27 protein-coding genes and 4 pseudogenes are annotated in these 26,419 nt (G+C 72.0%); 15 read left to right on the forward strand and 16 right to left on the reverse strand.

Annotated features, from left to right (window positions below):
• Positions 1–32 precede the first annotated feature (32 nt).
• From KPL57_RS11145 to efp, 10 genes are all read right to left on the reverse strand, one after another.
• The gene (locus tag KPL57_RS11145) at positions 33–998 is read right to left on the reverse strand and encodes a P1 family peptidase (RefSeq protein ID WP_226351538.1); all 966 of its coding nucleotides are present in this window, start codon (positions 996–998) and stop codon (positions 33–35) included.
• Positions 995–1,765, reverse strand: coding sequence for an ABC transporter ATP-binding protein (locus KPL57_RS11150; RefSeq protein ID WP_226351539.1), 771 nt, complete (start codon positions 1,763–1,765; stop codon positions 995–997). Before KPL57_RS11150 ends, KPL57_RS11145 begins: the two co-directional genes overlap by 4 nt.
• Entirely contained in the window at positions 1,758–2,765 is a 1,008-nt protein-coding gene (locus KPL57_RS11155; protein WP_226351540.1) for an ABC transporter ATP-binding protein, read from the reverse strand. The genes KPL57_RS11150 and KPL57_RS11155 overlap by 8 nt, the downstream gene beginning before the upstream one ends.
• Positions 2,765–3,682, reverse strand: coding sequence for an ABC transporter permease (locus KPL57_RS11160; RefSeq protein WP_226351541.1), 918 nt, complete (start codon positions 3,680–3,682; stop codon positions 2,765–2,767). The genes KPL57_RS11155 and KPL57_RS11160 overlap by 1 nt, the downstream gene beginning before the upstream one ends.
• Positions 3,679–4,641: an ABC transporter permease gene (locus KPL57_RS11165; RefSeq protein WP_226351542.1), complete on the reverse strand. Its 963-nt coding sequence runs from the start codon at positions 4,639–4,641 to the stop codon at positions 3,679–3,681. Before KPL57_RS11165 ends, KPL57_RS11160 begins: the two co-directional genes overlap by 4 nt.
• Position 4,642: 1 nt before the next feature.
• Positions 4,643–6,259 (reverse strand): ABC transporter substrate-binding protein, encoded by a 1,617-nt coding sequence (locus tag KPL57_RS11170; RefSeq protein WP_226351543.1) that lies wholly within the window; start codon positions 6,257–6,259, stop codon positions 4,643–4,645.
• Entirely contained in the window at positions 6,256–7,053 is a 798-nt protein-coding gene (locus KPL57_RS66245) for a P1 family peptidase (RefSeq protein WP_308252844.1), read from the reverse strand. The genes KPL57_RS11170 and KPL57_RS66245 overlap by 4 nt, the downstream gene beginning before the upstream one ends.
• Positions 7,026–7,472: a P1 family peptidase gene (locus tag KPL57_RS66250; protein ID WP_264197979.1), complete on the reverse strand. Its 447-nt coding sequence runs from the start codon at positions 7,470–7,472 to the stop codon at positions 7,026–7,028. Before KPL57_RS66250 ends, KPL57_RS66245 begins: the two co-directional genes overlap by 28 nt.
• A gap of 653 nt (positions 7,473–8,125) precedes the next feature.
• The gene (nusB, locus tag KPL57_RS11180; protein WP_020625793.1) at positions 8,126–8,545 is read right to left on the reverse strand and encodes a transcription antitermination factor NusB; all 420 of its coding nucleotides are present in this window, start codon (positions 8,543–8,545) and stop codon (positions 8,126–8,128) included.
• Between the two features lies 1 nt (position 8,546).
• Entirely contained in the window at positions 8,547–9,107 is a 561-nt protein-coding gene (efp, locus tag KPL57_RS11185; protein WP_020625794.1) for an elongation factor P, read from the reverse strand.
• Between the two features lie 105 nt (positions 9,108–9,212).
• Here efp and KPL57_RS11190 point away from each other — a divergent pair, with 105 nt between their 5' ends.
• From KPL57_RS11190 to KPL57_RS11205, 3 genes are all read left to right on the forward strand, one after another.
• Entirely contained in the window at positions 9,213–9,878 is a 666-nt protein-coding gene (locus tag KPL57_RS11190; protein ID WP_075306083.1) for a response regulator transcription factor, read from the forward strand.
• Positions 9,879–11,999: 2,121 nt separating this feature from the next.
• On the forward strand, positions 12,000–12,938 hold the full coding sequence (locus tag KPL57_RS11200) for an ABC transporter ATP-binding protein (RefSeq protein ID WP_226351544.1): 939 nt from the start codon (positions 12,000–12,002) through the stop codon (positions 12,936–12,938).
• A gap of 42 nt (positions 12,939–12,980) precedes the next feature.
• Positions 12,981–14,141, forward strand: a complete 1,161-nt coding sequence (locus KPL57_RS11205) for an ABC transporter permease (protein WP_226351596.1) — start codon at positions 12,981–12,983, stop codon at positions 14,139–14,141.
• Here the strand turns inward: KPL57_RS11205 and KPL57_RS11210 are convergent.
• Positions 14,128–15,207 (reverse strand): Xaa-Pro peptidase family protein, encoded by a 1,080-nt coding sequence (locus tag KPL57_RS11210; RefSeq protein WP_226351597.1) that lies wholly within the window; start codon positions 15,205–15,207, stop codon positions 14,128–14,130. The two genes, KPL57_RS11205 and KPL57_RS11210, sit on opposite strands and share 14 nt — an antisense overlap.
• Before the next feature lie 30 nt (positions 15,208–15,237).
• On the opposite strand from KPL57_RS11210, the pseudogene KPL57_RS11215 reads away from it, so the two are divergent.
• Positions 15,238–15,951: pseudogene (locus KPL57_RS11215) on the forward strand (MBL fold metallo-hydrolase).
• Positions 15,952–16,005: 54 nt separating this feature from the next.
• Here the strand turns inward: KPL57_RS11215 and KPL57_RS11220 are convergent.
• A pseudogene (locus tag KPL57_RS11220) lies at positions 16,006–16,323 on the reverse strand (winged helix-turn-helix transcriptional regulator); the annotation flags it as partial.
• 393 nt (positions 16,324–16,716) lie between these two features.
• The gene (locus KPL57_RS11225) at positions 16,717–17,049 is read right to left on the reverse strand and encodes a hypothetical protein (RefSeq protein ID WP_226351545.1); all 333 of its coding nucleotides are present in this window, start codon (positions 17,047–17,049) and stop codon (positions 16,717–16,719) included.
• Here KPL57_RS11225 and KPL57_RS11230 point away from each other — a divergent pair.
• Positions 17,048–17,886, forward strand: a protein-coding gene (locus KPL57_RS11230) for an IS5 family transposase (RefSeq protein WP_226351546.1) whose coding sequence is annotated in 2 segments (ribosomal slippage) — positions 17,048–17,795 and positions 17,795–17,886 — 840 coding nt in all. Because the reading frame shifts where the segments join, the coding sequence is not laid out codon by codon here. The two genes, KPL57_RS11225 and KPL57_RS11230, sit on opposite strands and share 2 nt — an antisense overlap.
• Here KPL57_RS11230 and KPL57_RS11235 read toward each other — a convergent pair.
• Together KPL57_RS11235 and KPL57_RS11240 are read right to left on the reverse strand one after the other, a co-directional pair.
• Positions 17,875–18,402: an aminotransferase class I/II-fold pyridoxal phosphate-dependent enzyme gene (locus KPL57_RS11235; RefSeq protein ID WP_308252845.1), complete on the reverse strand. Its 528-nt coding sequence runs from the start codon at positions 18,400–18,402 to the stop codon at positions 17,875–17,877. The two genes, KPL57_RS11230 and KPL57_RS11235, sit on opposite strands and share 12 nt — an antisense overlap.
• Positions 18,403–18,929: 527 nt before the next feature.
• A pseudogene (locus KPL57_RS11240) lies at positions 18,930–19,067 on the reverse strand (hypothetical protein); the annotation flags it as partial.
• Between KPL57_RS11240 and KPL57_RS69570 the strand changes: the two are divergent.
• The 7 genes and pseudogenes from KPL57_RS69570 to KPL57_RS11270 form a co-directional block, all read left to right on the forward strand.
• Positions 19,066–19,476 (forward strand): annotated as a pseudogene (locus KPL57_RS69570) (EamA family transporter); the annotation flags it as partial. The pseudogenes KPL57_RS11240 and KPL57_RS69570 overlap by 2 nt on opposite strands.
• Positions 19,477–19,600: 124 nt before the next feature.
• Entirely contained in the window at positions 19,601–19,792 is a 192-nt protein-coding gene (locus tag KPL57_RS69575) for a hypothetical protein (RefSeq protein WP_226351598.1), read from the forward strand.
• Between the two features lie 448 nt (positions 19,793–20,240).
• Positions 20,241–20,414, forward strand: a complete 174-nt coding sequence (locus KPL57_RS11255; RefSeq protein ID WP_226351548.1) for a hypothetical protein — start codon at positions 20,241–20,243, stop codon at positions 20,412–20,414.
• 124 nt (positions 20,415–20,538) lie between these two features.
• The gene (locus KPL57_RS11260) at positions 20,539–20,967 is read left to right on the forward strand and encodes a RidA family protein (RefSeq protein WP_226351549.1); all 429 of its coding nucleotides are present in this window, start codon (positions 20,539–20,541) and stop codon (positions 20,965–20,967) included.
• A 240-nt stretch (positions 20,968–21,207) separates the two neighbouring features.
• Entirely contained in the window at positions 21,208–21,531 is a 324-nt protein-coding gene (locus KPL57_RS66265) for a hypothetical protein (RefSeq protein WP_264197990.1), read from the forward strand.
• Positions 21,506–22,330, forward strand: coding sequence for an MFS transporter (locus tag KPL57_RS11265; RefSeq protein WP_264197983.1), 825 nt, complete (start codon positions 21,506–21,508; stop codon positions 22,328–22,330). The genes KPL57_RS66265 and KPL57_RS11265 overlap by 26 nt, the downstream gene beginning before the upstream one ends.
• A 1,290-nt stretch (positions 22,331–23,620) precedes the next feature.
• Positions 23,621–23,998 (forward strand): hypothetical protein, encoded by a 378-nt coding sequence (locus KPL57_RS11270; protein ID WP_226351550.1) that lies wholly within the window; start codon positions 23,621–23,623, stop codon positions 23,996–23,998.
• 8 nt (positions 23,999–24,006) lie between these two features.
• On the opposite strand, the gene KPL57_RS11275 is transcribed toward KPL57_RS11270, so the two are convergent.
• Positions 24,007–24,837 (reverse strand): transposase family protein, encoded by an 831-nt coding sequence (locus tag KPL57_RS11275; RefSeq protein ID WP_374203696.1) that lies wholly within the window; start codon positions 24,835–24,837, stop codon positions 24,007–24,009.
• 208 nt (positions 24,838–25,045) lie between these two features.
• Here KPL57_RS11275 and KPL57_RS11280 point away from each other — a divergent pair, with 208 nt between their 5' ends.
• The 3 genes from KPL57_RS11280 (at position 25,046) to KPL57_RS11290 (ending at position 26,354) form a co-directional block, all read left to right on the forward strand.
• The gene (locus tag KPL57_RS11280; RefSeq protein ID WP_308252846.1) at positions 25,046–25,432 is read left to right on the forward strand and encodes an alpha/beta hydrolase; all 387 of its coding nucleotides are present in this window, start codon (positions 25,046–25,048) and stop codon (positions 25,430–25,432) included.
• Between the two features lie 107 nt (positions 25,433–25,539).
• The gene (locus tag KPL57_RS11285; RefSeq protein WP_226351551.1) at positions 25,540–25,920 is read left to right on the forward strand and encodes a hypothetical protein; all 381 of its coding nucleotides are present in this window, start codon (positions 25,540–25,542) and stop codon (positions 25,918–25,920) included.
• A 95-nt stretch (positions 25,921–26,015) separates the two neighbouring features.
• Positions 26,016–26,354: a MarR family winged helix-turn-helix transcriptional regulator gene (locus KPL57_RS11290; protein ID WP_226351552.1), complete on the forward strand. Its 339-nt coding sequence runs from the start codon at positions 26,016–26,018 to the stop codon at positions 26,352–26,354.
• The last annotated feature ends 65 nt before the right edge of the window (positions 26,355–26,419 follow it).

Here is a 26,419-nt window from a genome sequence, read left to right on the forward strand (position 1 = left end):
TCGGGATCCGTCCGATCCTCCACGTGGTCACCTCACACCGTTGCGGCAACGGTGCCGGTGCCGGTGCCGGTGTCGGCGACGACGTCACGGACGGCCGGGACGCCGGGCAACGTGGTGGCGGCGCGTACCGCGTCCCGGACGGCCGCGGCGGTGACCTCGACGGCCACCGCCTCCAACGGGGCGACGTTGGTGACCGGCACCCTGCCGGTCGCGACGGCGAAGGCGGTGTCCCCGTCGACGCCGGTGGCGGCGGGTGACACCGTGCGCGCGATGCCGCTGTGCCCGGCGTGGGCCAGCCGCCAGGCGGCCCGCTTGTCCAGGCGGGCGTCGGTGGCGACCACGACGAGTGTGGTGGCCTGCCCCCAGCTCAGCGTCGGCCGTTCCTGCGCGGCCAGTGCGTCCACCACCCGGACCTGGCGGCCCGCACGTCGCAGGCCGGCGAGCACCCTGCCGTCCTCGTCCAGGACGTCGCCCACCGGGTTCGCCACCGCCCAGGCCGCCACCGTGGCGCCCTCGGCGGTGCTGCGGTGGGCACGGCCGAAGCCGCCCTTCATGGCGTTGCCCGGACCGTCGAGAGATCCGGCGGTCGCTCCCGTGCCGGCTCCGACGGTGCCCACGTCCTCGGTCCCCGCCGGGACCGCGACCGCCATCGCGTGCTCGGTGGCGGCGGGGGTGGGCCACGCGACCTGCCCCAGCGGCAGGTCGTAGATCACCGCTGCGAGGACGAAGGGCACCGGCTCGGGACGCGGCACCGGGCCTCCCAGGAGCTGTGTGAGGTGCGCCGCCGCGGCCAGCCCGTAGCAGCTGCCGCCGGTCAGGACGATCGCCCGGGCGTGGTCGGCCGCCCCGGCCGGCTCGAAGACCGGTGTGTTGAGGGTGCCGGTGCTCTGGCCGCGGACGGCGGCGGCGGCGACCGCGCCGTCGGGGAGCAGGAACGCGGTGAGGCCGGTCGCCGCGTCGAGGTCGGTCCAGTGACCGATCCGGATTCCGTCGATCATGTTCTGTCCCCGATGTCGCTGGCCAGCTGGAGTCTGCGCGTGTAGTCGTGCTCCGCGGTCGTGTAGAACCGCTCGGCGCTCCCCTGGTCGACGATCGTCCCGGCACGCATGACGAGGATCCGGTCGGCGACGTAGCGGGTCGCCCGCAGGTCGTGGGAGATGAAGATGGCGCCGAAGCGCCGCGCGTCCTGCAACGACCGGACCAGGTTGAGGATTTGTGCCTGCACCGACACGTCCAGGGCGCTGACCGCCTCGTCGAACAGCACGAACCGCGGCTCGGTGACCAGTGCCCGCGCGATGCTCACCCGCTGGCGCTGCCCGCCCGAGAGCTCACCCGGGTACCGGCCGGCGAACGTCGGGTCGAGCCCCACCTGCTCGAGCATCTCCCGTACCCGGTGCCGCCGCCGGTCCCGCTCGACCCCCGCGAGCACCAGCGGTTCCGCGACCGAACGTTCGACGCTCAGCCGCGGGTTCAACGCCGTCTGCGGATGCTGCAGGACCACGCTGAGCGTGCCCGGTGCCAGTCTCCGCATCGGGGCCCCCGTGAAGCGGACCTGTCCGGACGCGGGTCTCAGCAGACCCAGGCACAGCTTGCCGACGGTGCTCTTCCCGGATCCGGACTCACCGACCAGGCCGACCGTCTCACCGGGCTCGATCCGGAGCGAGAAGCCCTCGAGTACCGGCTTGTGCACCCGCGCCCACGGTGGGCCCGCGGCGTAACCGAAGTCGACGTCGTCGAGCTCGACGACGGGCGGCACGTCAGGCATGGGACCTGTCCTTCCGGTGGACAGGCACGGCGGGCAGATGGCACAGCGTCCGCACCCCGTCGACGTCGTGCACCTCGGGCCGGGTCGCGCTGCAGTCGGGCAGGACCGAGTCGCAGCGGGGAGCGAAGGCGCATCCCGCCGCGGCGGCCCGCAGCACCGGCGGCTGACCGGGAATCGCCTCCACCCGCGAACCGGGCTGCTCACGGCCGAGGGCGGAGGCGAGCAGGGCGCGGGTGTAGGGATGGGCCGGGTTCTCGAACAGCCGGGCCGTCGGCCCCTCCTCCACCACACGACCGCCGTACATCACGGCGACCCGGTCGCAGTACCGGCGTACCGCGGGCAGGTCGTGGCTCATCAGCACCACCGCGGTGTCGTGCCGACGGGCCTGGTCCACGAGCAGCTCCAGGATCTCGGCCTGGATCGATGCGTCGAGCGCCGCGGTGGGTTCGTCGGCGATCACCGCGGCAGGTCGGTTGGCGAGGGCGATCGCGATCGACACCCGCTGGGCCATCCCTCCGGAGAGCTGGTGCGGGTAGGACCGGGCGACGGCCCTCGGCTCCGGCAGCCGGACCTGGGCCAGCAGGGCGTGGACGTCGTCGGAGGTCGTCGACCGGGATCGACCCGCGGCACCGCGCTCGAGGGCCCACCGCACCTGGCGGCCCACCCGGGCGGTGGGGTCGAGCGTGCCGATCGGATCCTGGAACACGAAGCCGAGCCGCCGCCGTCGCAGCTCCCGCAGCGCGCGCTCCCCCGTCCCCGAGACCGGGTGGTCCTCCACGTACGCCTCGCCGGAGTGGATCCGGGCCTCCCGTGGCAGTGCACCGGACAGGGCCAGACCGAGCGTGCTCTTGCCCGAGCCGCTCTCCCCGACGATGCCGAGCACCTCCGCGCGGGCCACCGTGAGCGAGGCGTCGTCGAGGGCACGGACCGGTTCGTCGCGGATCCGGTACTCCACGACGAGATCGCGGCCCTCCAGGATCGTGTGGGCGCACCGCGGCATCACGTGCTCCTCTCCGTTCGCAGGGAGTCGCCCACCAGGTTGAAGGCGAGGACGGCCAGCCCGAGTACGAGGCCGGGGATGAGCACGTACGACGGCGTCACCGTGAGGTACGTCCGACCGGCGCCGAGCAGGGCACCGAGTGAGGTGTCGGGTTGCTGGACACCGAGACCGAGGAAGCTGATGCCGCCCTCGACCAGCATTCCCAGCGAGATCGAGTACGTGGCCTGCACGATCACCGCCTCCCGCATGTTCGGCAGCAGGTGGAAGACGGTGACCCGGCCCAGCCGGGCGCCGGCGACCTCGGCCGAGGTGACGAAGTCGAGCTCGACGATCCGCAGCGCCTCGACCCGGGCGACCCGGATGATCGTCGGAAGCGTGACGACCACGATCGCGACGACGGCGGTGGTCCGGCCGGAACCGACGACGACCGAGATCAGTACGGCGATCAGGATGGTCGGGAAGCTGTACAGCACGTCGCTGAACCGGCTCACCAGCTGGTCGACCCACCGCGGCGAGTACGCGGCGAGACACCCCAGCGCGACCCCGATGACGGTGGCGACGAGCACCGCGACCGTGGACAGGACGATCGTCACGCCGATCGCCGAGGCGACGCGGGGCAGCAGCGAGCGGCCCAGCTCGTCGGTCCCCAGGAGGAAGCTCGCCGAGGGACCCGCGACCCGGGGGCCGACGGAGGCCGACGGGTCGCCCAGGGGCAGCAGCGGATGCAGGATCCCCAGGGCCAGCAGGAGGACCAGCAGGGCGAGGCCGAGCCGGCCGAGGGGATCACCGCGGAACGGCACGCGCAGGGCCGACAGCACCGACAGCGCCGACGGCACCGGTCCGGCGACGCCGGTCGGCGCCGGACCGGAGGTCGGGGGCGGCACCGCGGTGGAGGTCTGGTCCCTGGAGCCGGTCATGCCGTCCCCCTCCGTCCGATCCGCGGGTCGATGACCCCGTAGAGAATGTCGATGATCATGTTGATGAGGACGAAGACCACCGTCACCACGAGCACCATCCCCTGCACCACGGGGTAGTCGCGCTGGTCGGCCGCACTGACCAGGTAGCTGCCGATCCCGTTGAGCGCGAACATCTGCTCGGCGATCGCCGCGCCGGTGAGCACGGAGGCGAGGTAGACCCCGACCACGGTGACGACCGGGGCGGAGATGTTGCGCCACAAGTGCCGCCGGTAGACGGTGCGGGCCCCGACGCCACGGATCTCGTCGGCGCGAACGTAGGGCTCCCGCAGCACCGTGGCGACGGCGCGCCGGGTCGTGGCCATCAGGAACCCGGCGCCGAAGAGGGAGATCACGATCGCCGGCGGCACCGCGGCCGCCAGATTGCCGGCCGGGTCGGTGAACGGGTCCGGCCACACCCCCACCGTGAACGGCACGACGTAGGTCGTGATGAGGACGACGAGGACACCGCCGACCAGGATCTCCGGCAGGCTGAGCAGCAGGGCGTTCCCCAGGCGGGTGGCGGCGGCGGTGCGCCTGCGGGCGGCGATCCCGCCGCACACGCCCAGCGCGATGCCGGGGAGCACGGTGAACAGGCAGCCCAGCGCCGCCAGCTCGAGGGTGATCGGTGCCCGGTCGAGGATCTCGGTGAGTACCGGTTCGCCGCTGCGCAGGGAGGTGCCGAGATCGCCGCGCAGCAGGTTCCCCATCCACGTGGCGAACTGCACGACGATCGACCTGTCGAGCCCGTACTCGCTCACCGCCGCCGCCCGCTCGGCGGGCGTGGCCTGGGGGCCGAGCAGGACGTCCACGTAGTTGCCGGGCACCAGGTGCAGGGCCGAGAAGACCAGGACCGCCGAGACGAGGACGGTCAGCAGCGCCGAGCCGACCTGACGGAGGACGAACCCGAGAAGTCGGGGCATCTCAGGCACCCCCGGTCCGGACCCGGCTCAGCGCACCGGCGTACTGCATCACGTCCAGGTTCCCGTCGAGCCGGCTGATCCGCGGTGCCACCCGGTCCGCCCGATAGGCGACGATCCCGGGCTTGGTGACCAGCGGGATGGTGTTCGCCTGCTCCTCGAGAGCGGGCGACGCCCGGCGTACCGCCGCGTCCGCCGACGGGCCGGACGCCGACCACGCCCGGGTGACGAGGTCGGTGACCGAGGGATCGTCCTCCTGGAAGCCCGCGGTGAAGGGTGCGAGCTCCGGGCTCCAGTTGCGCATCGCCATCAACGGCCCGCCGAAGGCGGCGTAGAAGCTGACGGCGGCGTCCATCCGGGCGGGCGTACTCACCCAGGAGCGCTGGTTCAGCACCGCCGCCTCCAGCTGGGTGGCCCGCACCGTCACTCCGATCTCGGCCAGGTCCTGCTGGATGATCTGGGCGATCCCGCCGGCGACGGGGCCGCCGTAGATGATCTCGAAGTGCAGGTCGGTCCGGCCCGCCTCGGCGAGCAGCGTCCTGGCCTTCGCGGTGTCCCGGTGCACCGTCGTCGGTAGGGCTCCGGGGAACGTCGCCGACACCGGGCCCGTGACGGCACCGACGCCGGCGAGGGCGACCTGTCTGATCCGTTCCCGGTCGATGCCGTGGGCAACCGCCTGCCGGACGCGGCGATCGGTGAAGGGTGTGTCGCCGACCGCGTTGAGGGTGAGGACGAAGAAGTCGGTGCGCGGCTGCACCTGCACGGCGACCGCGGGGACGTCGCTGAGCAGCAGCGCCGCGTCGGGCTCGTCGAAGGTGGCGATGTCGATGCTGCCGTTGCGCAGCGCCGCGATCCGCGCGTTGGTGTCGAGGATGATGGGGACCTCGAGGCGGTCCGCCGTGGGGGGACGCCACGAGAACGGGTTGCGGACCAGGACCCAGTCCCGGTCCTGGCGGTGGCTCTCGACCATGAACGGGCCGGTGCCGAGCATCTCGGTGGCCGGGGTGACCTCGCCGGCACCGATCTCCCGGATCGGCAGGATCACGGCCACGGCCGCGCTCAGCGCGGACAGGAACATCTCACGCGGGGCACCCAGGACGAACCGAACCCGACGGTCGTCGACCCTGCTGACCGTGGTGCCGGTCCCCCCGATGTAGCTGGCGAACGCGGTGGGCTTCGCCGGATCGAGATGGCGGGCGAAGGTGCCCACGACGTCGTCGGCGTCGACGGGGCGGCCGTTGGAGAACCTGGCACCGCTGCGGAGGGTGAACACCCACTCGCCGGGCGCCGGGTTCTCCCAGCTCTGGGCGAGCGCCGGAACCACGCCCAGGTCGTCGTCGAGCTCGACCAGCGGCTCGTAGACCACCTGGATCAGCTCCCACGAGGCCCCGACCGACGACGTCGTCGGGTTGAGCGCGAGGGCCTCGAGGGGCTTGCCCCAGACGACCGTGCCGCCGCGCACCGCGGTGACCGGACCTGCGCCGGCCACGGCGTCCATCCGCCGTGCACAGCCGGCCAGCGCTCCTGGTGCGGCCACGCCGAGACCGCCGAGGAGCAGCGTCCGGAGCACGGTCCGGCGGCCGATGCCGACCCCGGCGGGCGGTAGGTCGGGTGGGCTCATGACATCTCCTCGGGCAGTGGCGGGCGGTCCGGACGGACGGCAACGGGGGCGAGGGGCCGGCCGTGTTCGACGAGCACGTCGACGAGCCGGGAGTGCGGGAGCGCGTGGGCGCGTACGCCCGCGCGTCCGGTGACGGTCCTGGCGGCCACGAGTGCGTTGAGGATCGACTCCTCGGTGGCCTCCACCGTGGCCGCGAACAACGCGTCGATGCCGCCGTCGGACAGCATGGTCAGCGTCTGGGTCACCGGTGCCGCTGCGCCGTACTCGCTCTTGCGCAGCCGGTTGCCGGTGGCGAAGGCGATGACGAGGTCGCCGCTGAAGTGTTCGCCCACGCCCCCGGCGCGGGCGACGCCCAGCGAGGCTCGCTGCGCGAGGCGGTCGCACTGGTGCGGGAGCAGGGGCGCGTCCGTCGCCACCACGACGATGATCGAGCCCCCGCCCTCCACCGGCACCGTCGCCCCGGACGGGATCGGAACGGGGATCTCCCGCCCGTCGATCAGACGGCCGACCGGGACACCGTCGACCAGGAGCCGGTCACGCCGGCCGTGGTTGGCCTGCACCAGGACCCCGACCGTGTAGCCGGCGGTCCCGTCCAGGACGACGACGCGGGAGGACGTCCCGATCCCGCCCTTGAAGCCGTGGCAGATCGTGCCGGTACCGGCTCCGACGTTTCCCTCGGCCACGGCGGCGCCGTCGCCGCTGCGCACGGCGGATGCGAGGGCCCGCTCGAGATGCTCGGCTCGGACATGGAAGCCGTCGATGTCGTTCAGGACGCCGTCCCAGGTCTCCCCCACCACCGGCAGGGCCCAGAACAGCTCCCCGGGGCTCGCCGAGCGACCTCGACCCGCGCCAACGCGTCGCGCACGACCCCGACGCTGTGTGAGTTGGTCAGCCCGATCGGCGAAGTCAGCATTCCGCTCTCGCGCACCCACTGCAGTCCCGTGAGCTCGCCGTTGCCGTTGAGCCGGTGGCTCCCCGCGAAGACCGGCCGGCTCCAGATCCCGTCGTCGTGCGGCAGGACCACGGTGACCCCGGTGTGCACCTCCGCGGAGTCCGTCCCCGGTCCCGCCGTCAGCGTGCAGTGCCCGACCCGGGTACCGGGGACGTCGGTGATCGCGTTGGCGGGGCCGGGCGTTCCGGTCCCGACCGCGACCCCGAGATCCCGCGCACGCACCGGGCCTCGCACCACCTCGGAAGCACGCTTCTCATTCATTGAACAGGACGATAAAGAACTGTTCGATGGCCGTCAACGGCGCCCTTCATTGCAGCTCAGAGCTGTTTCCGTCAGGTTACCAACTTTGAACGATCGATCAGACGAGCGCGCGCCTGCCGCCGTTCTCGATCTGGTTCGGGGCCCGGTCGGGACGACCGGGTACGGCAGATCCCAGGACGACCGGCGGCGGGCAGCGGCCGTGCGTACTCATCGCCGGGGCTCGTCCGCCGTCGACACGGCGACGGGCCGCCAGGTGGCGGGATCGACGCGTCGCCCGTCGAGCGGCAGCTGCGGGGCCTGGCTGCGCAGGGGCATCGGCAGGCCGGCGGCGGACACCGCCGGGGCCGGGGGGGATCGTGTCCTGGGGGCGACCAGCAGGTGGGGGCCGCGACCGAACAGCGCCGCGGAGTCGGACGTCGGCGACGACCGGCGCGCTCTACCGCGACGTCACCGTTCGCGTCGGCTGCAATCCAGGGACGGGGTCGGGCGCACACGTGCAGGGCCGACCGCGCCGGTCGCCGCGACGGTGCTCGTCGGGGGCGGCGCGGTCGGCTCCGAGGACGCACCGGGCTCACGCCCGGGTCCCGGGGCGGAGGGGACGCGGCCACCGTCCGCCCGGGACCGCTCGGGCACCGGCACCGAGCGGCCGGGGTCTACAGGGTGGCGCGCAGGTGCTCGGCGATGTCGGAGATCTGGCCCAGCACCCCGTTGACGTAGCGCGGGGAGTCGTCGGTCGACAGCGTCCGGGCCAGCTCGACGGCCTCGGTGATCGCGACCGGGTCGTCGACGTCGTCGACCCACAGCAGCTCGTAGATCCCGAGCCGCAGCAGGCCACGGTCGACCGCGGGCATCCGGTCGACGTCCCAGCCCTCGGCGTGCTCGGCGATCAGCTGGTCGATCCGCTCCTGGTGGGTGGCGACGCCCTCGACGAGCCGCGCCGCGTAGTCCTGGACGGGCGGCGCGTCGTCGGTCTCGCGGCGCGCGGTGAGCACGGACAGCGCGTCCTCACCGCGGGCCTCGGCCTCGAACAGGATGTCCAGTGCCCGCTTACGGGCCTTGGTGCGTGCGCGCACCTCAGCTCACGCGGCCGAGGTAACGGCCGTCCCGGGTGTCGACCTTGACCTTGGTGCCGCTCTCCAGGAACAGCGGCACCTGGATCTCGGCGCCGGTCTCCAGGGTCGCGGGCTTGGTGCCGCCGGTGGAGCGGTCGCCCTGCAGGCCCGGGTCGGTGTGGGAGATGACCAGCTCGACCGAGGTCGGGAGCTCGACGAACAGCGGCTCCCCCTCGTGCAGCGACACCTGGGCGGTGGCGTTCTCCAGCAGGTAGCGCGCGGCGTCGCCGACGGCCTTCTCCGGGATCGGGATCTGGTCGAAGGTGTCGGCGTCCATGAAGACGAAGTCGGTGCCCTCGCGGTACAGGTAGGTCATGTCGCGGCGGTCCACCGTCGCGGTGTCGACCTTGGTGCCCGCGTTGAAGGTCCGGTCCACGACCTTCCCGGACATCACGTTCTTCAGCGTGGTGCGAACGAACGCACCGCCCTTGCCGGGCTTGACGTGCTGGAACGCCGTCACGGTCCACAGCTGGCCCTCGATGTTCAGGACCAGGCCGTTCTTCAGGTCGTTCGTGGTCGCCACGTGCGCGCTCTCCTGCTCGGATCTCGGATTCGTGCGTCGGTCAGGGTACCGCCACCGGGTTCACCGGCCCGCCCGAGGGGCGGGCGACCTGCCAGGATGGGCGCCATGACGGTGCGGGTGGTGGTGGCCGACGACCAGGCCGTGGTGCGGGCGGGGCTGCGGACGGTGCTGGCGGCGGCACCGGACATCGACGTCGTCGGGGAGGCAGGGGACGGCGCGGAGGCCGCCGAGCTGGCCGAGACCCTGCGTCCGGACGTCGTCCTGATGGACGTCCGGATGCCCGGCACCGACGGCATCGAGGGGACCCGGCGGATCCGGGCGTTGCGCGACCCCGGCATCCGCGTGCTGGTGGTGACGACCTTCGACCTGGACCGCCACGTCTACGACGCCCTGCGGGCCGGCGCGTCCGGCTTCGTGCTGAAGGACGTCGAGCCGGAGGACCTGCAGGTCGCGGTGCGCACCGTGCACGCAGGGCACGAGCTGTTCGCGCCGTCGGTCACGCGGCGGCTCGTCGGCTCGTTCGTCCCGACCGACCCGCCCGCGCAGGCCGGGCCCGCCGCCGCGCTGACCGAGCGGGAGCGGGAGGTGCTCGGGCTGGTCGCCGCCGGGCTGTCCAACGCCGAGATCGCCGACCGGCTGGTGCTGGGCGGGACGACGGTCAAGACCCACGTGTCGAACCTGCTCACCAAGCTGGGGCTGCGCGACCGGGTCCAGCTCGTGGTGTTCGCCTACGAGCACGGGCTGGTGGGGGCGGCCGGTGCCGACGGCTGAGCCCGGCGGGGATGCTCCCCCGGCACCGCTGCCCGGGAGCCGCGCGGGGGACGTCGCGCTCGCGGTGCTGGCGCTGATCCTCGTCGCCCAGGAGATGGTGACGACCCTGGTCGTGAACAGCTACGGCTACGTCCACCGGCTGCCGCTGCCGCTGGAGGTGGCCCTGGCGGTCGGGCTGAGCCTGGCGGCGGCCGCGGCGATGCTGCTGCGCCGCCGGCGGCCGCGGCGTGCCTACCTGGCCCTGGCCGTGATCTCCGCCCCGGGGATCGCGTTCCTCGGCGGGGCCGCGGCGCTGGTGTGGCCGCTGCTCGCGTTCTCCGTCGCACGGGCGCCGCAGCGCGGACCGGTCGACGCTGCGGCGTGGGTGGCCCTGCCCTGGCTCGGTTCGCTCGGACTGGCCGGGCTGCTGCGCCTACCGGTCTCGCCGGACGTGGCGACCGACGCCGGGCTGATCGTCGGCGGCGCGATGGTGGTCATGCCGATGCTGGTGATCGCCACCGTCGCGGGGCGCTGGAGCCGGTCCGCGGCGCTGCGCGCCGACCGCGAACGGGCCGAGACCGACCGGCTGCAGCACGGCACCGCGTTGGACGCCGAGCGGTCCCGGATCGCCGAGGAGATCGGCGGTGGTGTGCTCAGCGGTCTGCGCCGCCTGGTCGCCCAGGCCGGGGCGCTGGGGCCCGACGCGACCGAGGCCGACCTGCGGGCGGTGCGGGAACGGGCCCGGTCCGTGCTGGCCGCGATGCGCCGGGTCCTGGGCGTGCTCCGCGCCCCCGCCGCCACCGCCGAGCCGGGACCCGTCATCCCGCTGCCGGCCCCGGTCCCGGCCCCGGCAGCGTCCGCGCGGCGTCGCCGGGTGCCGCTGCCCGACCGGGCCGGGCTGTGGGCGCTCGTCGCGTTCGTCGTCCCGGCTCTGCTGATCGGTGCGCTCGTTTCCTCGGCGGGCGACGTGGACACCGGGCTGGTGGTCGTCGACGGGTTCCTGCGCCTGCTGCAGCTGCCGTGGGGGAACCCGGCCGCAGCGCTGGTCGTGGCGGTGCAGTTCGCACTCGTCGCGTGGTGGCGGACCGCGCCGGTGCCGGCGCTGCTGCTCGCCGGAGTCGCGTCGTTCGTCGCGACCATGCTCGACGGCTCCAACACGTTCGCCGAGGCCACCTGGATACTCCTGGTGTGGGGCGCGGCGTCGACGGCGCCGGTCGTGACGTCCGCGGTGGCAGTGGCGGTGTCGACGCTGGTCGTCCTCACCGGGGGCACCCTCGCGGGGGTGTGGCACCGGCTCGGGACCCCGGCGTCGGTGGTCGTGCTCAGCTTCCTGGCCGTGGTGCCGCTGTGGGCGGCCGGGGTCGCGGTCCGCCACCACCGGCTCGACACCGCGACCCGGCGACGCGCGCTCACCGAGGCCGGGCGTGCGCGAGGCGCTCACCCGCGAACGCCTGCGGGTGGCCCGCGACCTGCACGACGTCGTCGCCCACCACGTCTCCGCGGTGGCAGTGCAGGCCGGGGCGGCGCGGCTCGCCGCCGACCCGGCGGCCCGCGCCGAGGCGCTCGGGCACATCGCGACTCGGTCCGCCGGGTCGCCGAGGCGCTGCCCGCCTCGCCGACCTGGGGCCCGGACCCGGACGGCGCAGACCTGTCCCCCGCCGCGCAGGAGGCCTGGTCGCGCCGTCACGCGCGGCAGGGCTGCCGGTCGCGGTGACCGTCGAGGGCTCCCCCACGGCGACGCCGGCGAGGCCGAGCTGTTCGCGCGGCGCATCGTCACCGAGGCACTGACCAACACCCTGCGCCACGCCGGGCCCACCCCCACCCGGGTGCGGGTCGTCCACGGCGGCGCCGCCGAGCCGCTCGTCGTGGAGGTCGACGACGACGGCCCGGTGCCCGGCCACCGACCCGACGACACCGGCTCCCGCCTGGGCCTGCTCGGGATGCGGGAACGGGTCGCGCTGTCGGCGGCGAGCTGTACACCGGCCCCGGTGACGGTCAGGGGTGGACGGTCCGCGCGGTGCTGCCCCGCAGCCCGCTCGTCCGCGAGGACGACCCCGCCGCGGCACCGATCTCGTCCTTCGCGCCGATCCGCGAGGGCACCCCCGGCTCGTAGCGTCGGTCCCCACAGCGGGGGAGGGACCGATGACCACACAGCAGCAGCAGCTCCGGGCCGGGCCGGTGGCGGACACCGGCGCCACACTCGAGATCGACGCGCTGACCAAGCGCTACGGCGGCACCGTCGCCCTGGACGGGGTGACCTTCGACGTCCGCCCGGGCGAGATCTTCGGCTTCGTCGGCTCCAACGGCGCCGGGAAGACGACGACGATGCGGATCGCCCTGGGCGTGCTGGCGGCGGACTCCGGGCAGGTCCGTCTCGGTGGGCGCCCGATCGACCTCGACGTCCGCCGCACGATCGGCTACATGCCCGAGGAGCGCGGGCTGTACCCGAAGATGAAGGTCGGTGAGCAGCTCGCCTACCTGGCCGAGCTGCACGGCGTCGCCCGGGGCGCTGCGCGCCGGGCGGTGCTGCGCTGGGCCGAGCAGCTCGGCGTCGACCACCGGCTCGACGACACCGTCGACGCGCTCAGCCTGGGCAACCAGCAGCGCGTCCAGCTGGCCGCGGCACTCGTGCACGACCCGGCCGTGCTGGTGCTCGACGAACCGTTCTCCGGGCTGGACCCGGTCGCCGTCGACGTGATGAGCGAGGTGCTGCGACAGAAGGCCCGCGCCGGGGTGCCGGTGCTGTTCTCCAGCCACCAGCTCGACCTGGTGCAGCGGCTCTGCGACCGGGTCGGGATCCTCGTGGCCGGCCGGATGCGGACCGTCGGCACCGTCGGCGAGGTCCGGCGCGGTGGCGGCACCCGGCTGGAGGTGCGCGCCCCCGCCGCCCGGCCCGGCTGGGCGCACGGGCTGGCCGGGGTCACCGTGCTCGCCGAGGAGCGCGGCCGCACCGTCCTGGCACTCGGCGACGGCGTCGACGACCAGCGGGTTCTCGCCGCCGCGCTCGCCACCGGTCCGGTGCACGGCTTCACCGTCACCACCCCGTCGCTGACCGATCTGTACCGGGAGGTCGTCGCATGAGCGCCCCGTCCACCACCCTGCCCGCGCGCGCGCGCCATCGCGCTGGTCGCCCGTCGCGAGTTCCGCGTGCAGGTGCACAAACGCAGCTTCTGGGTCAGCAACGCGATCATGCTCCTGCTCATCGCGGGCAGCATGATCGCCTTCTCGCTGTTCGGCACGGGCGACGACCGGCCCTCGGTCGGCGTCGCCGGTGACCCGGCACTGGCCGCGGCCGTCACCTCCGCCGCGGAGCGGCTCGGGTCACCCGTCGACGTCCGGGAGATCGCCTCCGCCGGCGACGGCCGGGCTGCCGTCGCCGCCGGGGACCTCGACGTCGCCCTGCTCGGCGACGAATCGGGACCGGGCGCGACGGCCGTCGTCGACTCCGAGCTCGACCCGGCGACCCGAGCCGTCCTCGACGCGGCGCTGGCCGACCGGGCCACCGGCGTCGGGCTCGCCGTGGTGGGCGTGACCCCGTCCCAGCTGGCCGCCGCGACCCCGCCCGCCAGGCTGACCGTCGACGCACTCGACCCCACCGACCCGGAGGCCGGGCAGCGGTCGGCGCTGTCGTTCGCGGTGCTGATCGTGATGTTCATGCAGATCGTCGGTTTCGGGCTGACCGTCGCGATGGGCGTGGTCGAGGAGAAGTCCAGCCGGGTGGTGGAGCTGTTGCTGTCCACGATCCGCCCGCTGGACCTGCTCTGGGGCAAGGTCGTGGGAATCGGTGCGGTCGGGCTGGTCCAGCTGCTGCTCTACGGCGTCGTCGGGATCGCGACCGGGCTCGCCACCGGGCTGCTGACGATCACCGGTACCGCGGTCGGGGTGTTCGGCGCGGCGCTGGCCTGGTTCGTGCTCGGCTACGCCTTCTTCGCCGTCCTCTACGCCGCGGCCGGGTCGCTGGTGTCGCGCCAGGAGGACGTCAACTCGACGACCGGGCCGCTGATGATGCTGATGTTCGCGATGTACGGCGCCTCGTTCTGGTACCTCGGCTCGCCGGACGCGACGGCGCTGCAGATCCTGTCGTGGATCCCGCCGTTCCCGGCGATGCTCATGCCGCTGATGGTCGCCCAGGGCACCGTCTCGGCCTGGCACGTGGCCGGCTCGGCGCTGGTCATGATCGTCGCCGTGGCGTTGCTGGCCCGCGCCGGGGCCCGCGTGTACGAGCGGTCCGTGCTGCGGATCGGGGCGACGGTGCCGTGGCGGGAGGCGCTCAGATCTCGATGAGCTCGCGGGGCAGCCCGGTCAGTGCCCTGGCCGGGCCGCCCGCGGCCACGTGCAGGGTGTCCTCGATCCGCACCCCGCCCCGCCCGTCGAGGTAGACGCCCGGCTCGACGGTCACGACGGTGCCGGCGTCGATCCGGCCGGTGGCGGTGGTCGCGAGCCACGGCGGCTCGTGCACCGCGAGCCCGACCCCGTGCCCGAGCCCGTGCGGGAACCGCTCGCCGTGGCCGGCGGCGGTGACGACGTCCCGGGCCGCCGCGTCGACGGCGGCCACCGAGGCCCCGTCGACCAGGGCGGCCCGCCCGGCCGCCGCCGCGGCGTCGACCAGGGCGTGCAGCTCACGCTGCCAGTCCGCGGCCGGGCCCAGGCAGAACGTCCGGGTGGTGTCGGAGTGGTAGCCGTCGAGCGCCGCCCCGAAGTCGATCTTGACGAGGTCGCCGCGGCGCAGCTCGGTGCCGGTGGGGCGGTGGTGCGGCACCGCGGAGTGCGGGCCCGCGGCGAGGATGGTGTCGAAGGCGGGGCCGTCGGCGCCCAGGCGGCGCATCCGGTCGTCGAGCTCGCGCGCGACGTCGGCCTCGGTGCGTCCCGGGCGCAGGCCGCCGCCGTCGAGCAGGCCGCGCAGCGCGGTGTCGGCCAGCGCGCAGGCGGCGGCGATCCGCTCGACCTCGTCGGCGTCCTTCACCGCGCGCAGCCGCCCGACCAGGCCGGGTGCCCGGCGCAGCCGGCGGCCGGGGACGGCGTCGCGCACGGCGGCCAGGCCGTCGACGGTGAGCGTGGCGGAGTCGTAGCCGAGGGTCCGCCCGGCCCGGACGCGGGCCGCGGCCGCCGGGGCGCTCGGCCGCTCGACGAGGATCTCCAGGCCGGGGCACTGCTCGGCGGCCTGGACGCGGTAGCGCCCGTCGGTGCAGAGCAGGTCCTCCCCCGGGTCGGTGGCGATCACCGCGGCGGCGTTGGAGCCGGTGAACCCGGTGAGGTACCGGACGTCGAGCAGGTCGGTGACCAGCAGCGCGTCCAGTCCGGCGGCGGGGAGCAGGGCGCGGAGGGTGTCGCGCCGGGCGGGGTGGGACATGCCCCGAACCCTATGTCTAGGGTCGCGGCCATGGGTCTCTACTTCCGCCAGCTGCTGTCGGGCCAGGACTACGCCGTGGGTGACCAGGTGGCCACCCAGATGGTCAACTTCTCGTACCTGATCGGCGACGACGAGACCCGCGAGGCCGTCGTCGTCGACCCGGCCTACTCCCCCGACGAGCTGGTCGCGACCCTCGACGCCGACGGCATGCGCCTGACCGGGGTGCTCGCCACCCACCACCACCCCGACCACGTCGGCGGCACGATGATGGGCTTCGACCTCGTCGGCGTCGCGCAGCTGATCGGGTCGCACCCGGTGCCGATCCACGTGCAGCGCGCCGAGGCCGACTACGTGACCCGGTGACCGGGCTGTCGGCGACCGACCTGACCCCGCACGACCACGACGACGTCGTCGAGGTCGGGAACGTCGCGATCCGGCTGCTGCACACCCCCGGCCACACCCCGGGCTCGCAGTGCTTCCTGGTGCCGGACCCGGACGGCGACCGGCTCGTCGCCGGGGACACCCTGTTCCTGCAGGGCTGCGGGCGCACCGACTTCCCGGCGGCGACACCGCGCAGATGTACCACTCGCTGCAGCAGCTGGCGGGGCTGAAGGGCAACCCGACGGTGTACCCGGGGCACCGCTACTCCCGGCGTCGCACGCCCCGCTGGCCGACGTGCAGCGGACGAACACCGTCTACCGGGCGACGTCGGTGGAGCAGTTCGTGGCGGCGTTCGGGTCGTGAGCCGACCCGGCGTTCGTCGTCGGCGGCGATCACGGTCCTGCGGCCTCGGTCGGCCTCGTCGTAGGCGAGCCGGGACACCTGGACGTGCGTCCGGTGACGTTCGGCCCAGTCGGTGAGGAGAGACAGGGTCTGCGCGAGTTCCCGGGCGGCCTCGGTCAGCCGATACTCCGTCCTGGGCGGCACCGTCGCGTACACCGTGCGGGTCAGCAGCCCGTCCCGCTCCAGGTTCCGCAACGTCAACGTGAGCATCCGCCTGCTGATGCCCGGGATGCCTCGCTCGAGCTCGGTGAACCGCGCGACCTCCTCCGCACCGATGAGCGTGAGCACACCGATCGCCCACTTCCCGCTGACCCGGTCCAGCACCTCGTTCAACGGACAGACGTTGGTGGACGGCGTCGTGCCCGCCGGTGGGGAGGGGTCGGCCGCCCTCGTCGACCGCCGAGGCCTGGTCACTGTTCGACACCTCCGTCATCGTAGGTAGCCAAGGCGTCGTGGCCGAGGAGAATCGCCGTCGCCGGTCGCACGGCTGCCTCGGCGCTCGTGAAGCCGCCAGATCATGCGGCAAACCGGTCCGGGGTAGCGGTCACCGGTACCGACCAGGGTCGTCAGATCCGCGGAGTCGGCCAGAGCGTCCATGAGTGCCTCGTCGCCGAAGTAGGGCCCAGCGCGTCGACGGTGAGCCCGAACTGCTGCGCGAGCGACCGGTAGGAGTCTGCCCACTCGGTGCCCGGCCGGATCCCCGCTGGTCAGGACGTTCTCGACCCATCAGCGCTGCTCCGCGAGGACCTCACCGAGGATGATCGCCGCTTGGTCGAATGCGTCAGGGTTCGGGCCTGCGAAGCTGAGGCGTACGTACGGGGCCGTGGGCTCGGCGGGGAACCACTCGTTCCCCGCGACGACGGCGAGGCCGCGCAGCTCCGCGTCCTGTGTCAAGCGGGCGAGGTCGGTCCCGTCCGGGAGACGGACCCAGAGGTTGAGGCCGCCCGCAGGGATTCCCTCGATCGTCGCGTCGGAGGCGTGCGTTCTGAGAGCGTGTTTGGAAATGGTGGGTGTGTCGGGATGGTCGACACGGCTGGGGTGCTCCATCGTGGTCGGCATGCAGGAACGACCGCGCCGGTACCCCTCGGACACCAGTGATGCCCAGTGGGTGGTGATCGAGCCGTTGTTACCGCCGCTCGCGCGGCGGGGGCGGCCTGTTGCTCATGCTCGTCGGGACGTGCTGGACGCGATCTTGTATGTCGTGCGGACCGGGTGTGCCTGGCGGGCGTTGCCGGTGGACTTCCCGCCCTGGCAGACCGTCTACTGGTACTTCAACCAGTGGGAACAGCAGAAGGTCACCGAGAAGATCCTCCCGGTCGTGCGGGGGCAGTTACGTATCGCCGAGGGCCGTGATCCGGAGCCGAGTGCGGGGATCATCGATTCCCAGTCGGTCAAGGGCGCCGACACCGTCGGCCAGGACTCCCGCGGCTACGACGCCGGGAAGAAGACAGGCGGACGGAAACGGTTCATCGTGACCGACACCCTCGGTCTGCTGCTGACCACGATGGTGTGCTCGGCCTCGGCACAGGACCGCGACGGCGCCAAGCCGATCCTGCTCAACCTCTACCTGCGCACCAGGGTGCGGTTCGTCTACGCCGACGCCGGCTTCGCCGGGCGACTGCTCGACTGGGCCGCCACGATCCTGCAGACAACGATCGAGATCATCCGCAAGCCACCCGAGCAGCGCGGATTCACCGTCCTCCCACGAAGGTGGGTGGTCGAACGGACCCTGGCCTGGCTCACCGCACACCGACGCCTGGCCCGAGACTACGAACGCCACCCCACCACATCCGAAGCCATGATCCGCTGGCCGCGATCAACACCATCACCCGCCGCATCGCCCGTGGATACCCCGCCACCCGCCAGCAGAAACACACGACACCCTCAACCCACTAGAATTTCCAAACACGCTCTGAGCGCGGCGACGAGGAGGTCCCGTCGGGCGCGGAGCTGCTTGCGGAGGGCACGGCGGTGTGATTGCCATGCGGGCTGCGTCACGACGTCGAAGGCGGCGGCCTGAAGCAGTCCGCTCACGTACATCGACTGGGACTGCAGCTCCGTGAGGAGGCGATGGTGGAGCGGGCCGCGGGCGACGAGCGCGGCCACGCGGATGGCCGGCGAGACGCTCTTGGTCAGGGAGCGCAGGTAGACGACGTGCCCGGAGTCGTCCCTCGTGACGACCGGTACGGGGTCAGCAGTGATGCCGAAGTCGTGGGCCCAATCGTCCTCGATGAGGAACGCGCCGTGCGTGCGGACGATCTCGAGGACGTGGGCGGCGCGTGCGGCGGACCATCGCGCACCAGTGGGATTGGCGAAGTTGGGCTGCGCGTAGAAGCCGCGCGCGCCGGTCTCGGTGAAGGCGCGCTCGAGAGCGGTGACGTCGGGGCCCTCGGTGCTCGCGGGAACGGGCACGAGAGTGACGCCGACCTGACCAGCGGCGAGGATCGCTCCCCAGTAGGTCGGCGATCGATGAGGATCGCGCCGCCCGGTCCCGCGATGCTGCGGAACAGGACGGCGAGGCCGAGCTGGCTGCCGGGCACGATGATCACGTCCCGCGCCGAGGGGCCGGTGCCGTCGGCGGGCGTCTGGGCGGCGATCTCGGCGGCGATCTCGGCGGCGAACCAGCCGCGGAGCCCCGCGAGCCCCGCCGACCCGGTGCGTTCGAGTGCCGCGTCGCCGCGGCCCGCCCGGGCAACTGCCGGCCGCAGGAGGCGTTCGGGGAGCAGGCTGCGGTCGGGATAACCCGAGTGCAGAGAGATCGCATCGCTGCGGACCGTGCGGAGAGCACTCGACGCGGCGGCGGGAGTGCTCCTGCCGCCCCGAGGGTGGCGGTCTGCCAGGAGAGGTCCACCGGTCGCGCTCACGGGTGCACTGGGCACGACGAACGTCCCGGCGCCGGGGCGGGTCTCGATGAGCCCACGACACACCAGCGATCGCAGAGCCGCTTGAACCGTAACCGGACTGACGCCGTGGTGCGCCGTCAGTTCGCGCGTCGACGGCAGGCGCGCACCCGGCGCGGCGGAGGAGATCCACGTCTCCAGAGCCGCCTCGACCAGCCCGCTGCTACGCTGATTCATGAGTGAGGATAGTAGCGCTACTACGTTTCCCGGCCGTCCGCTACCGCGGTTCGTCGTGCCGGCTCGTCCCGGCCTGAGCTGGGGCTTTCTCGGTGTCCTCGCCTTCTCGTTCACCGTCCCGCTGACTCGGCTCGCCGTCGGGTCCGGGCACCTGTCGTCGCTGTTCGTCGGCAGCGACCGCGCGGTGGTTGCTGCGTTGCTCGCAGGTCTGGCGCTCTGGTTCTCGCAGTCCCCACGTCCACGCGGACGGGAGTGGATCGGCGTCGGTGTCGTGGCAGCTGGTGCGGTGCTCGGCTTCCCGCTACTCACCTCGATCGCGCTGACGCAGACGCCCGCGAGCCACGGGGCGGTGGTCATCGCACTCCTGCCCGCCACCACTGCGATCGTCTCCGTCGTTCGCACGGGCGAACGACCCGGTCGCGTGTTCTGGGTCGCCTCGGCAGTCGGGGCGGTCGCCGCCGTGCTGTTCGCGCGCGGTCCAGGGAAATACAGTCGGACAGCTGCAGGCCGCCGACGTCCTGCTGTTCGCAGCCGTGATCGTCTGTGCCCTTGCCTACGCCGAGGGCGGGATCCTGTCCCGCCGCCTCGGAGCCTGGCAGACGATCTCCTGGGCGCTGCTCGCTGCCGCGCCGGTGACCATCCTCCTCACCGGATGGGCGGTCGTCGACCAGCCGCCGACCGGAACGCCGGCGGAGTGGCTCGCCTTCGCCTACCTGGCGTCGTGAGCATGTTCCTGGGCTTCGTCGCCTGGTACCGCGGCCTCGCGATCGGACCACTCGCGCGCAGGTCAGCCAGATCCAGCTCGCCCAGCCCGTGATGAGCATCGGCTGGGCGGCGCTGATCCTCCACGAGAGCATCACCTGGCCGACACTCCTCGGCGGCGGCGCGGTCATCGCGTGCGCGCTCGTCGCCGTCCGATCACGCACACACACGGCCATCGTCGACGTCGCGTGGGCACGCCCACTCGGACGACAGGGTCGGGCGGTGAGGCCGACGTCAGGCGGGTCCACCGTGCGAACGCACCGTTCACTGCCGGGAGGGGGTCGGCGTCGAGCCGCGGGGCCCCCGCAGCACGGCGACTCACTGCTGTTCAACCCCAGCACCGCCCTGTCCCCGGAACTGAACGCACAGCTCACGGAGCTGCGTGAGCAGACCATCACGCGGATCGCGGGAATGGTCCGGCACCTCGGGACCTTCGACGACGAGCGCAGCCTCGCCTTCGCCTACGCCATCAGCGGGGTCGGCGAACAGCTCGGACGCTGGTGGCTCACCCGGCCCGACATCCCCCGCTCGACGGTCGTCGCCTACTACCGCGACTTCATCACCCCCGCCCTGGACCTTCGATGAGCGCACCGCGGCCACGGAGGCCCGGTTCCGAACCGGCGACGACCGACGCCGTCCCCACGCTCGTCGCGCACACCGGTTGACCTGCTCGGCGGAGCCTGAAATCGGACCGCGCGGATCGGCAGACGTGGCTAGGGTCGTCGCCGATGACCACGATCGTGAGGTTGATCCGTTCTGCCCGCCTGTCCGACGTGGCGGAGTACGCCTATGCCGCGCGACCGCGCCCGCGGACGCACGACTGATCTTCCTGGCGGGTAGCTGCCCCCTCCACGCCGACGGCTCGACCGCGGCGGTCGAGGACGTCGCAGGCCAAGCAGCGCACGCCGTCGAGAACATGAGAACCGCGTTGGCCGAGAGCGGCGCGTCGCTGAGTGACGTCATCAGCACCCGGGTGCTCGTCGCGTCCAGCGAGCAGGCCGATCTCGTGGCCGCCTGGGAGGTGGTCCGTGACGCCTTCGGTGACCACGACCCACCCAGCACCCTGATGGGGGTGACCGTGCTCGGTTATGACGATCAGCTCGTCGAGATCGAAGCGGTCGCCGCGGTGCGCGACTAGTTCCTGCTCCGGCGCCGACGTCCCGGGGTCGGTGGTCGACTGTTCGCGATCGTTGATCGCCTAGTAGTGTGCTTGCTCGAACCCTGAGTGTCCGACGCGTTGCTGTTCGTGACATGGTCAGCAGGCCGACTATGAACGATGCCGACTCCGCAGCCGCCGTGCCGAGGCCCCGGCGCCTGACCGAGGTCTTCACGCTTTCGCGAGTTCCGTGCGCTCTGGTCTGCCGAGGTCGTCTCGATCCTGGGCGACCAGCTCGCTCGGGTGGCGTTCTCGGTGCTGGTCTACGAGCGCACCAGCTCAGCGGCCCTGTCGGCGGCGGTGTACGCGTTGACCTTCCTCCCTGCGCTGCTGGGCGGCGCACTGTTGGGCTGGGTCGCCGACCGGTACCCGCGTCGGCGGGTCATGATCGGCAGTCACCTCACCAGAGCGGCGCTCGTCATGCCGATGGCGTGGCCCGGCCTCCCACTGCCCGTGCTGTGTGCCCTGATCGTGGTCCTGGTGCTGGCGGGTTCACCGCACTCGCGCCGCGCAGGGGGCGTTGTTGCCGGAGATCCTGCGCGGTGACCTGCTCGAACGCGGGTACGCCGTCCGTCAGGTTACGGGCCAGCTCGCGCAGGTTGCCGGGTTCGCGACCGGCGGAGCGCTGCTGGCCCTGCTGAGTCCGCACGCCGCGCTGGTCATGAACGCGGTGACCTTCCTGCTGTCCGCGGCGGTGTTGGCCTACGGGGTCGCGCCTCGTCCCGCGCCTGTCCCTGCCGCCGGTGCGGTCCGTTCCTGGTCGGGCGACATCGCTGCCGGAGCGCGCACGGTCTTCGCGGACCCCTCGCGTCGCACGCTAGCCGTCGTGGTCTGGCTGGCCGGGACCTACATCGCCCCGGAGGGGGTCGCTGCTCCCTATGCCGCGCAGCTCGGCGCCGGGCCGGTCGCCGTCGGGCTGCTCCTGGCCGCCATCCCGGCCGGCAGTGTCCTGGGGGCGATCGTGTTCACGCGTTGGGTCCCCCAGCGGACCCGGGAACGGTGGATGCTCCCGCTCGCCGTGGCCGCCGGCGTTCCGTTGATGGTGAGCGCGCTCGCGCCGTCGGTCGCGGCGATCACCGTGTTGTGGGCACTCAGCGGCGCGGCCGTGGCCGCCGCGCTGATCCAGGCACAGGCCGGCTTCGTACGCCGGACCCCGGCCGAGGCGCGGGGGCGCGCGACCGGCCTCGCGGCCGCTGGGCTGATCGGCGCGCAGGGGCTCGGTCTTCTCGCTGCCGGTCTGCTCGCCGAGTGGTCCTCCCCCGCCGTGGCGGTGGCGGTGACCGCCGCGGTGGCCTCGGCTGGGCTCGCAGCCGTGGCCATGTCGCGGCCCGCGCGAGCGCTCTGAGGGGCGGGTCGCCGCGGACGACTCACGGCTCCCCGCCACCTCATCGACGTCGCGCGTCGCGCCTTCCCCGGCCGGACGTCGCCGGCGCGTGCTTCAGATCCGTACACGGCTACATAGAGGCTTATTCAGGGACGCTCAACAGACTGCTGCGTTGAGACGCTGACCTGGGGAAGCGCCTCGCTCCATGATCACCCTGAATAAGCCTCATATCACGAGTTGCCTCTTCCCGATCTCGGACGGCAGTACCACGTCACCAGTTCCAGTTGCGCACAGCCATCTCCCCTCTCCGCTCGTGTCCGTCGATCACAGCGCTCACCAGTTCCAGTTGCGCATCCCGCATTCCCCTTTCCGACGATCCCCGCCGGCGCCGACAGCCGGATGGCTCGACACCCGCCCCGACTCGGTCACCTCACCAGTTCCAGTTGCGCATCGCCCACACCTCCCCGCCCACTTCTTCGACACGTCGTTGCATCCACGCCTCACCAGTTCCAGTTACGCATGTCGACACCTCCCAGACCATCGTGACCAACGCGTCATCGCATTCACCAGTTCCAGTTGCGCACGCTCGCCACCCACCCCTCATCGCAGACACCGTTCCGCTGAACCACTGCAGTCACCAGTTCCAGTTGCGCATTACGCCCCCTTTTCGATGGAGTGGAGAATCTTTACACCGAACCGCGCTCCGTCACCAGTTCCAGTTACGCACGACTCCCCCTCTCCGGGCAGCCCCTTCTGTCGGGTTACTGCGAACGGCCCAGTCGCCAACCGTCCGCCGACGGCGAGCCGCCGAGGCACCGAGCCCCGCCTCGCGGCGACCTCGACAGGGTAGGCGAGAAGCATCACCACGTCAGCGCCTTAGTTGATCTTGGCGGGTCATTCGAGCCCGGGTGGCGCCCAGCAGATCAGTGAGAGCGACACGACTGAGCAGGGATGAAACCGCTGGACGACGTCTATGCTGACACGAGAGAAAACGATCTACGATTCGGGGATTTCGGTGACCTCATCCGCCGCGCGAGACACCGACCGGAGTGCGCTCCGGTCGTGGCTGGCGGCGTGGCAGCTGTGGTCACTTCCGATCGGCGTCCGAGCGCCACTCGTCGCGGTAGAGCTCGCCGCTGTGTGCCTACTCACCGTCGATATCGTCCTCGGCGGCGTCCCACGCGATCTGTCGGCATGGCTGATCGCAGGCACACTGGTGATCTTGAGCGGGTTCCACGCCGAGATCTCACTGCGTGCCGAACGACTACGGCGGCGCATCGCCGAGACCAGATACGTCGACCTGAGTTCGGTGTGGACATTCGCGGGCGCGTTGTTGCTACCGCCGATGCTGGCAGCGGCCACGGTGATCGCCAGTTACACACATCTGTACTTCCGCGTGTTCCGACCCGCAGGAACTCCACCGCATCGACAGCTCTATTCGACGTCGACGGCCTCGTCCTGGCCGTCTACCTGGTTTACGCGGTCACACTGATCTTTCCCGGATCCGGCGGATTCGACTCCTGGTGGGCGATCGTCGAGATCGCTGCGTGTCTGGTGGTCTACACCGGTACGAACATGTTGCTGGTCGTGAGCGTCATCCGGCTCGCGCAGCCGGGCAGCACATTCCTCGCGATCCTCGCCGGAGGGGAGATCGCGCTGGAGACCGCCACACTGAGGTGTTCTCACTAGCTTGTTGATCATGTTGTTCGGTTGTGCTCGGTGTGGAGTAGGACCAGCGCTGCTGCGGTGATCGCGCCGATCCGTTGTGGGCAGAGGCTGAGGTGTCTCAACGCTCGGAAGGTGTTCTTGAGCAGGGCGTTTCCTCGTTCAGCGATCGCTCGGGTCGCGGAGTGCAGCACGTTGACCGTGCGCTGGTCCGGGCAGAGCCCGGCCCCGGATCGGGTCTTGATCGGGACGGTGAGTCGGTCGGACTCGCCTTCATAGCCCAGGTCAGCGAGCACGGCGTGGTCGTCATCGATGAACTCGGCGAGTCGGTCGAGGAGTCCGGGATGGGCACGAGCGCAGGTCAGGTCGTGTTCCCGACCTGGGCGGACCGGTGAGCTCCACAGTGGCCACCCGTCGGGGGCGGTGATGACCTGGATGTTCCCACCGTGACAGCGGTGTTTACCCGACCACCACAGGTCCACTCCTGGGGTGGGGCCGAGTGCTCTGCTGCGGGTCGTGGTGATCAGGGTGCCGTCCAGATGTACCCGGGAGTACCCGGCCGCGCGGGCGGCCAGCAGAGCGCCGTGCAGGCCGGGCGCGGCCGCGGTGAGGACGTCGATGCCCTCGTGCAGGTACCGGTAGGCGGTCGCGCGGCTGATCCCGCTGTCGCGAGCTAACCGGGTGACGCGGGTGGCGTCGAGGAACCAGCGCAGCACCATCACCGCCTGCGCGGACACCTCCAGCACTCGTCGTCCGCGACGGGTCCCGCGACGGGCCCGTTCACCAGCGAGAAGCCGGGCCAGGTAGTCCACGGTCGAGGCTGCGACGGGGAGCACACCGGTGTAGGTGACAGGATCAGACACGCAGGACCTCGGTACGGAAGTAGCGATCTTCGAACGGACCGATCTTCCCTACCGAGGCCCTGCACCCACCCCACAGGCCTGCCGCTACACCACATCCCTGACCAGCGACGACGGCCCTACTGAGAACACCTCACTGGCCCGCTGCAACGCGCGATTCGCGGCGGAGTGGTGGCACTGGTTCTTCTTCGCTCAGCCCGAGGTCGGGCGTGTGATCCTCGCTGACCCCGACGCCTGGTACCGCGGCAGCATCGACCAGATGGGCCCTGAGGCCTACGCGGAGTTCCAGCGGGCCATCCACGACCCCGCGACGGTCGGAGCCATGGTGGAGGACTACCGGGCCGGTCTCGGTGTCGACCGCGCACACGACGACGCCGATCAGGCAGCGGGACGCCGGCTCACCTGCCCCACGCTCGTGTTGTGGTCCAGCCGCGACGACATGGAGAAGCTCTACGGAGATCCCCTCACGGTGTGGCGAACGTGGGCGAACGATCTGTCCGGTGGCGTGATCGATTCTGGACACCACATGGCGGAAGAAGCACCGGAGCAGCTCGCCGAGGCGCTGCGCGGCTTCCTCGGGCCTCTCGTCGACGCGTGACGCAGCGAGACGGCAGGCGGTCCTGACCACAGCCATGACCGCAACCCACACGTGAGCTCGTCGTAGCCGCCTGGCCGAATATATGCGAAACGCATAGAGTACGGTGCGTGGAGCCAAGCCTCGAAGCAGCCGTGAACGAGTGGCATGCCAGCGTCAACGCCGGCGACCTGCAGCGATCCGCGCGAGCCGTAGGAGATCCGGTCGTCGTCATGGGCCCGAAGGGTGCGGGTCCGATCACGCCTGAGCAGTTCGCCGAGTGGGTGGGGCGGTCAGGGATCACGCTGGTCCCTCGGTCCTGGCACCCGGTCAGCGAGCAGCTGATGGTGGTCGAGGAGGACGCCACCTGGCCCGACAGCGAGGAGGTCAGGCGGGTGGCGACGGTCTTCCGCGTGTCCGACGGAAAGGTCACCGCTGCGCTCAGGTTGCCGGATCTCGAGGGCGCCCGGGAGCTGGCCTGCAACGACCGCGAGATGGCAGCGACCGAGTGACGAGCCAGGGGCCGGGGCAGGTCCTGTTTCACTTCGTCCGGCACTGGGCCCGTCGGTCCTTCCCGGCCGACGCAGGTGGGGAGCAGGGACGGTTGGTGCTGGTCTGCGAAGCAGTCCATGCACTCCGTCAGCGAGGCCTTCCCGCAACCGTGAACGACGTTGCACGTGAGATCGGGCTCGACCAAAGTGGTGCATCACGGTTGATCGGGAGCGCGGCGAAGGCCGGGTACCTGACCATGGTCGTCGCGCCGGGCGACGCTCGACGACGCGAAGCATCGGTCACCTCGGCGGGGCGCTCGATGGTGGACGACGCGCATCGTTGGCAGGAGGAGACCTTCGTTCGGCTGACACCCGGATGGAGCGACACGAAGCGCCACGAGTTCCAGCAGGCCATGGTCGAGCTGATGGACAGCTCCTACGCGATGGAGGCATGAGGGAGGACAGTTCCGACTGGAGAGTGCCTGACCCCACCGCCGTCCTGGTTGTGTCAGGCAACCTA

It is taken from the genome of Pseudonocardia sp. ICBG601, from assembly GCF_020496245.1.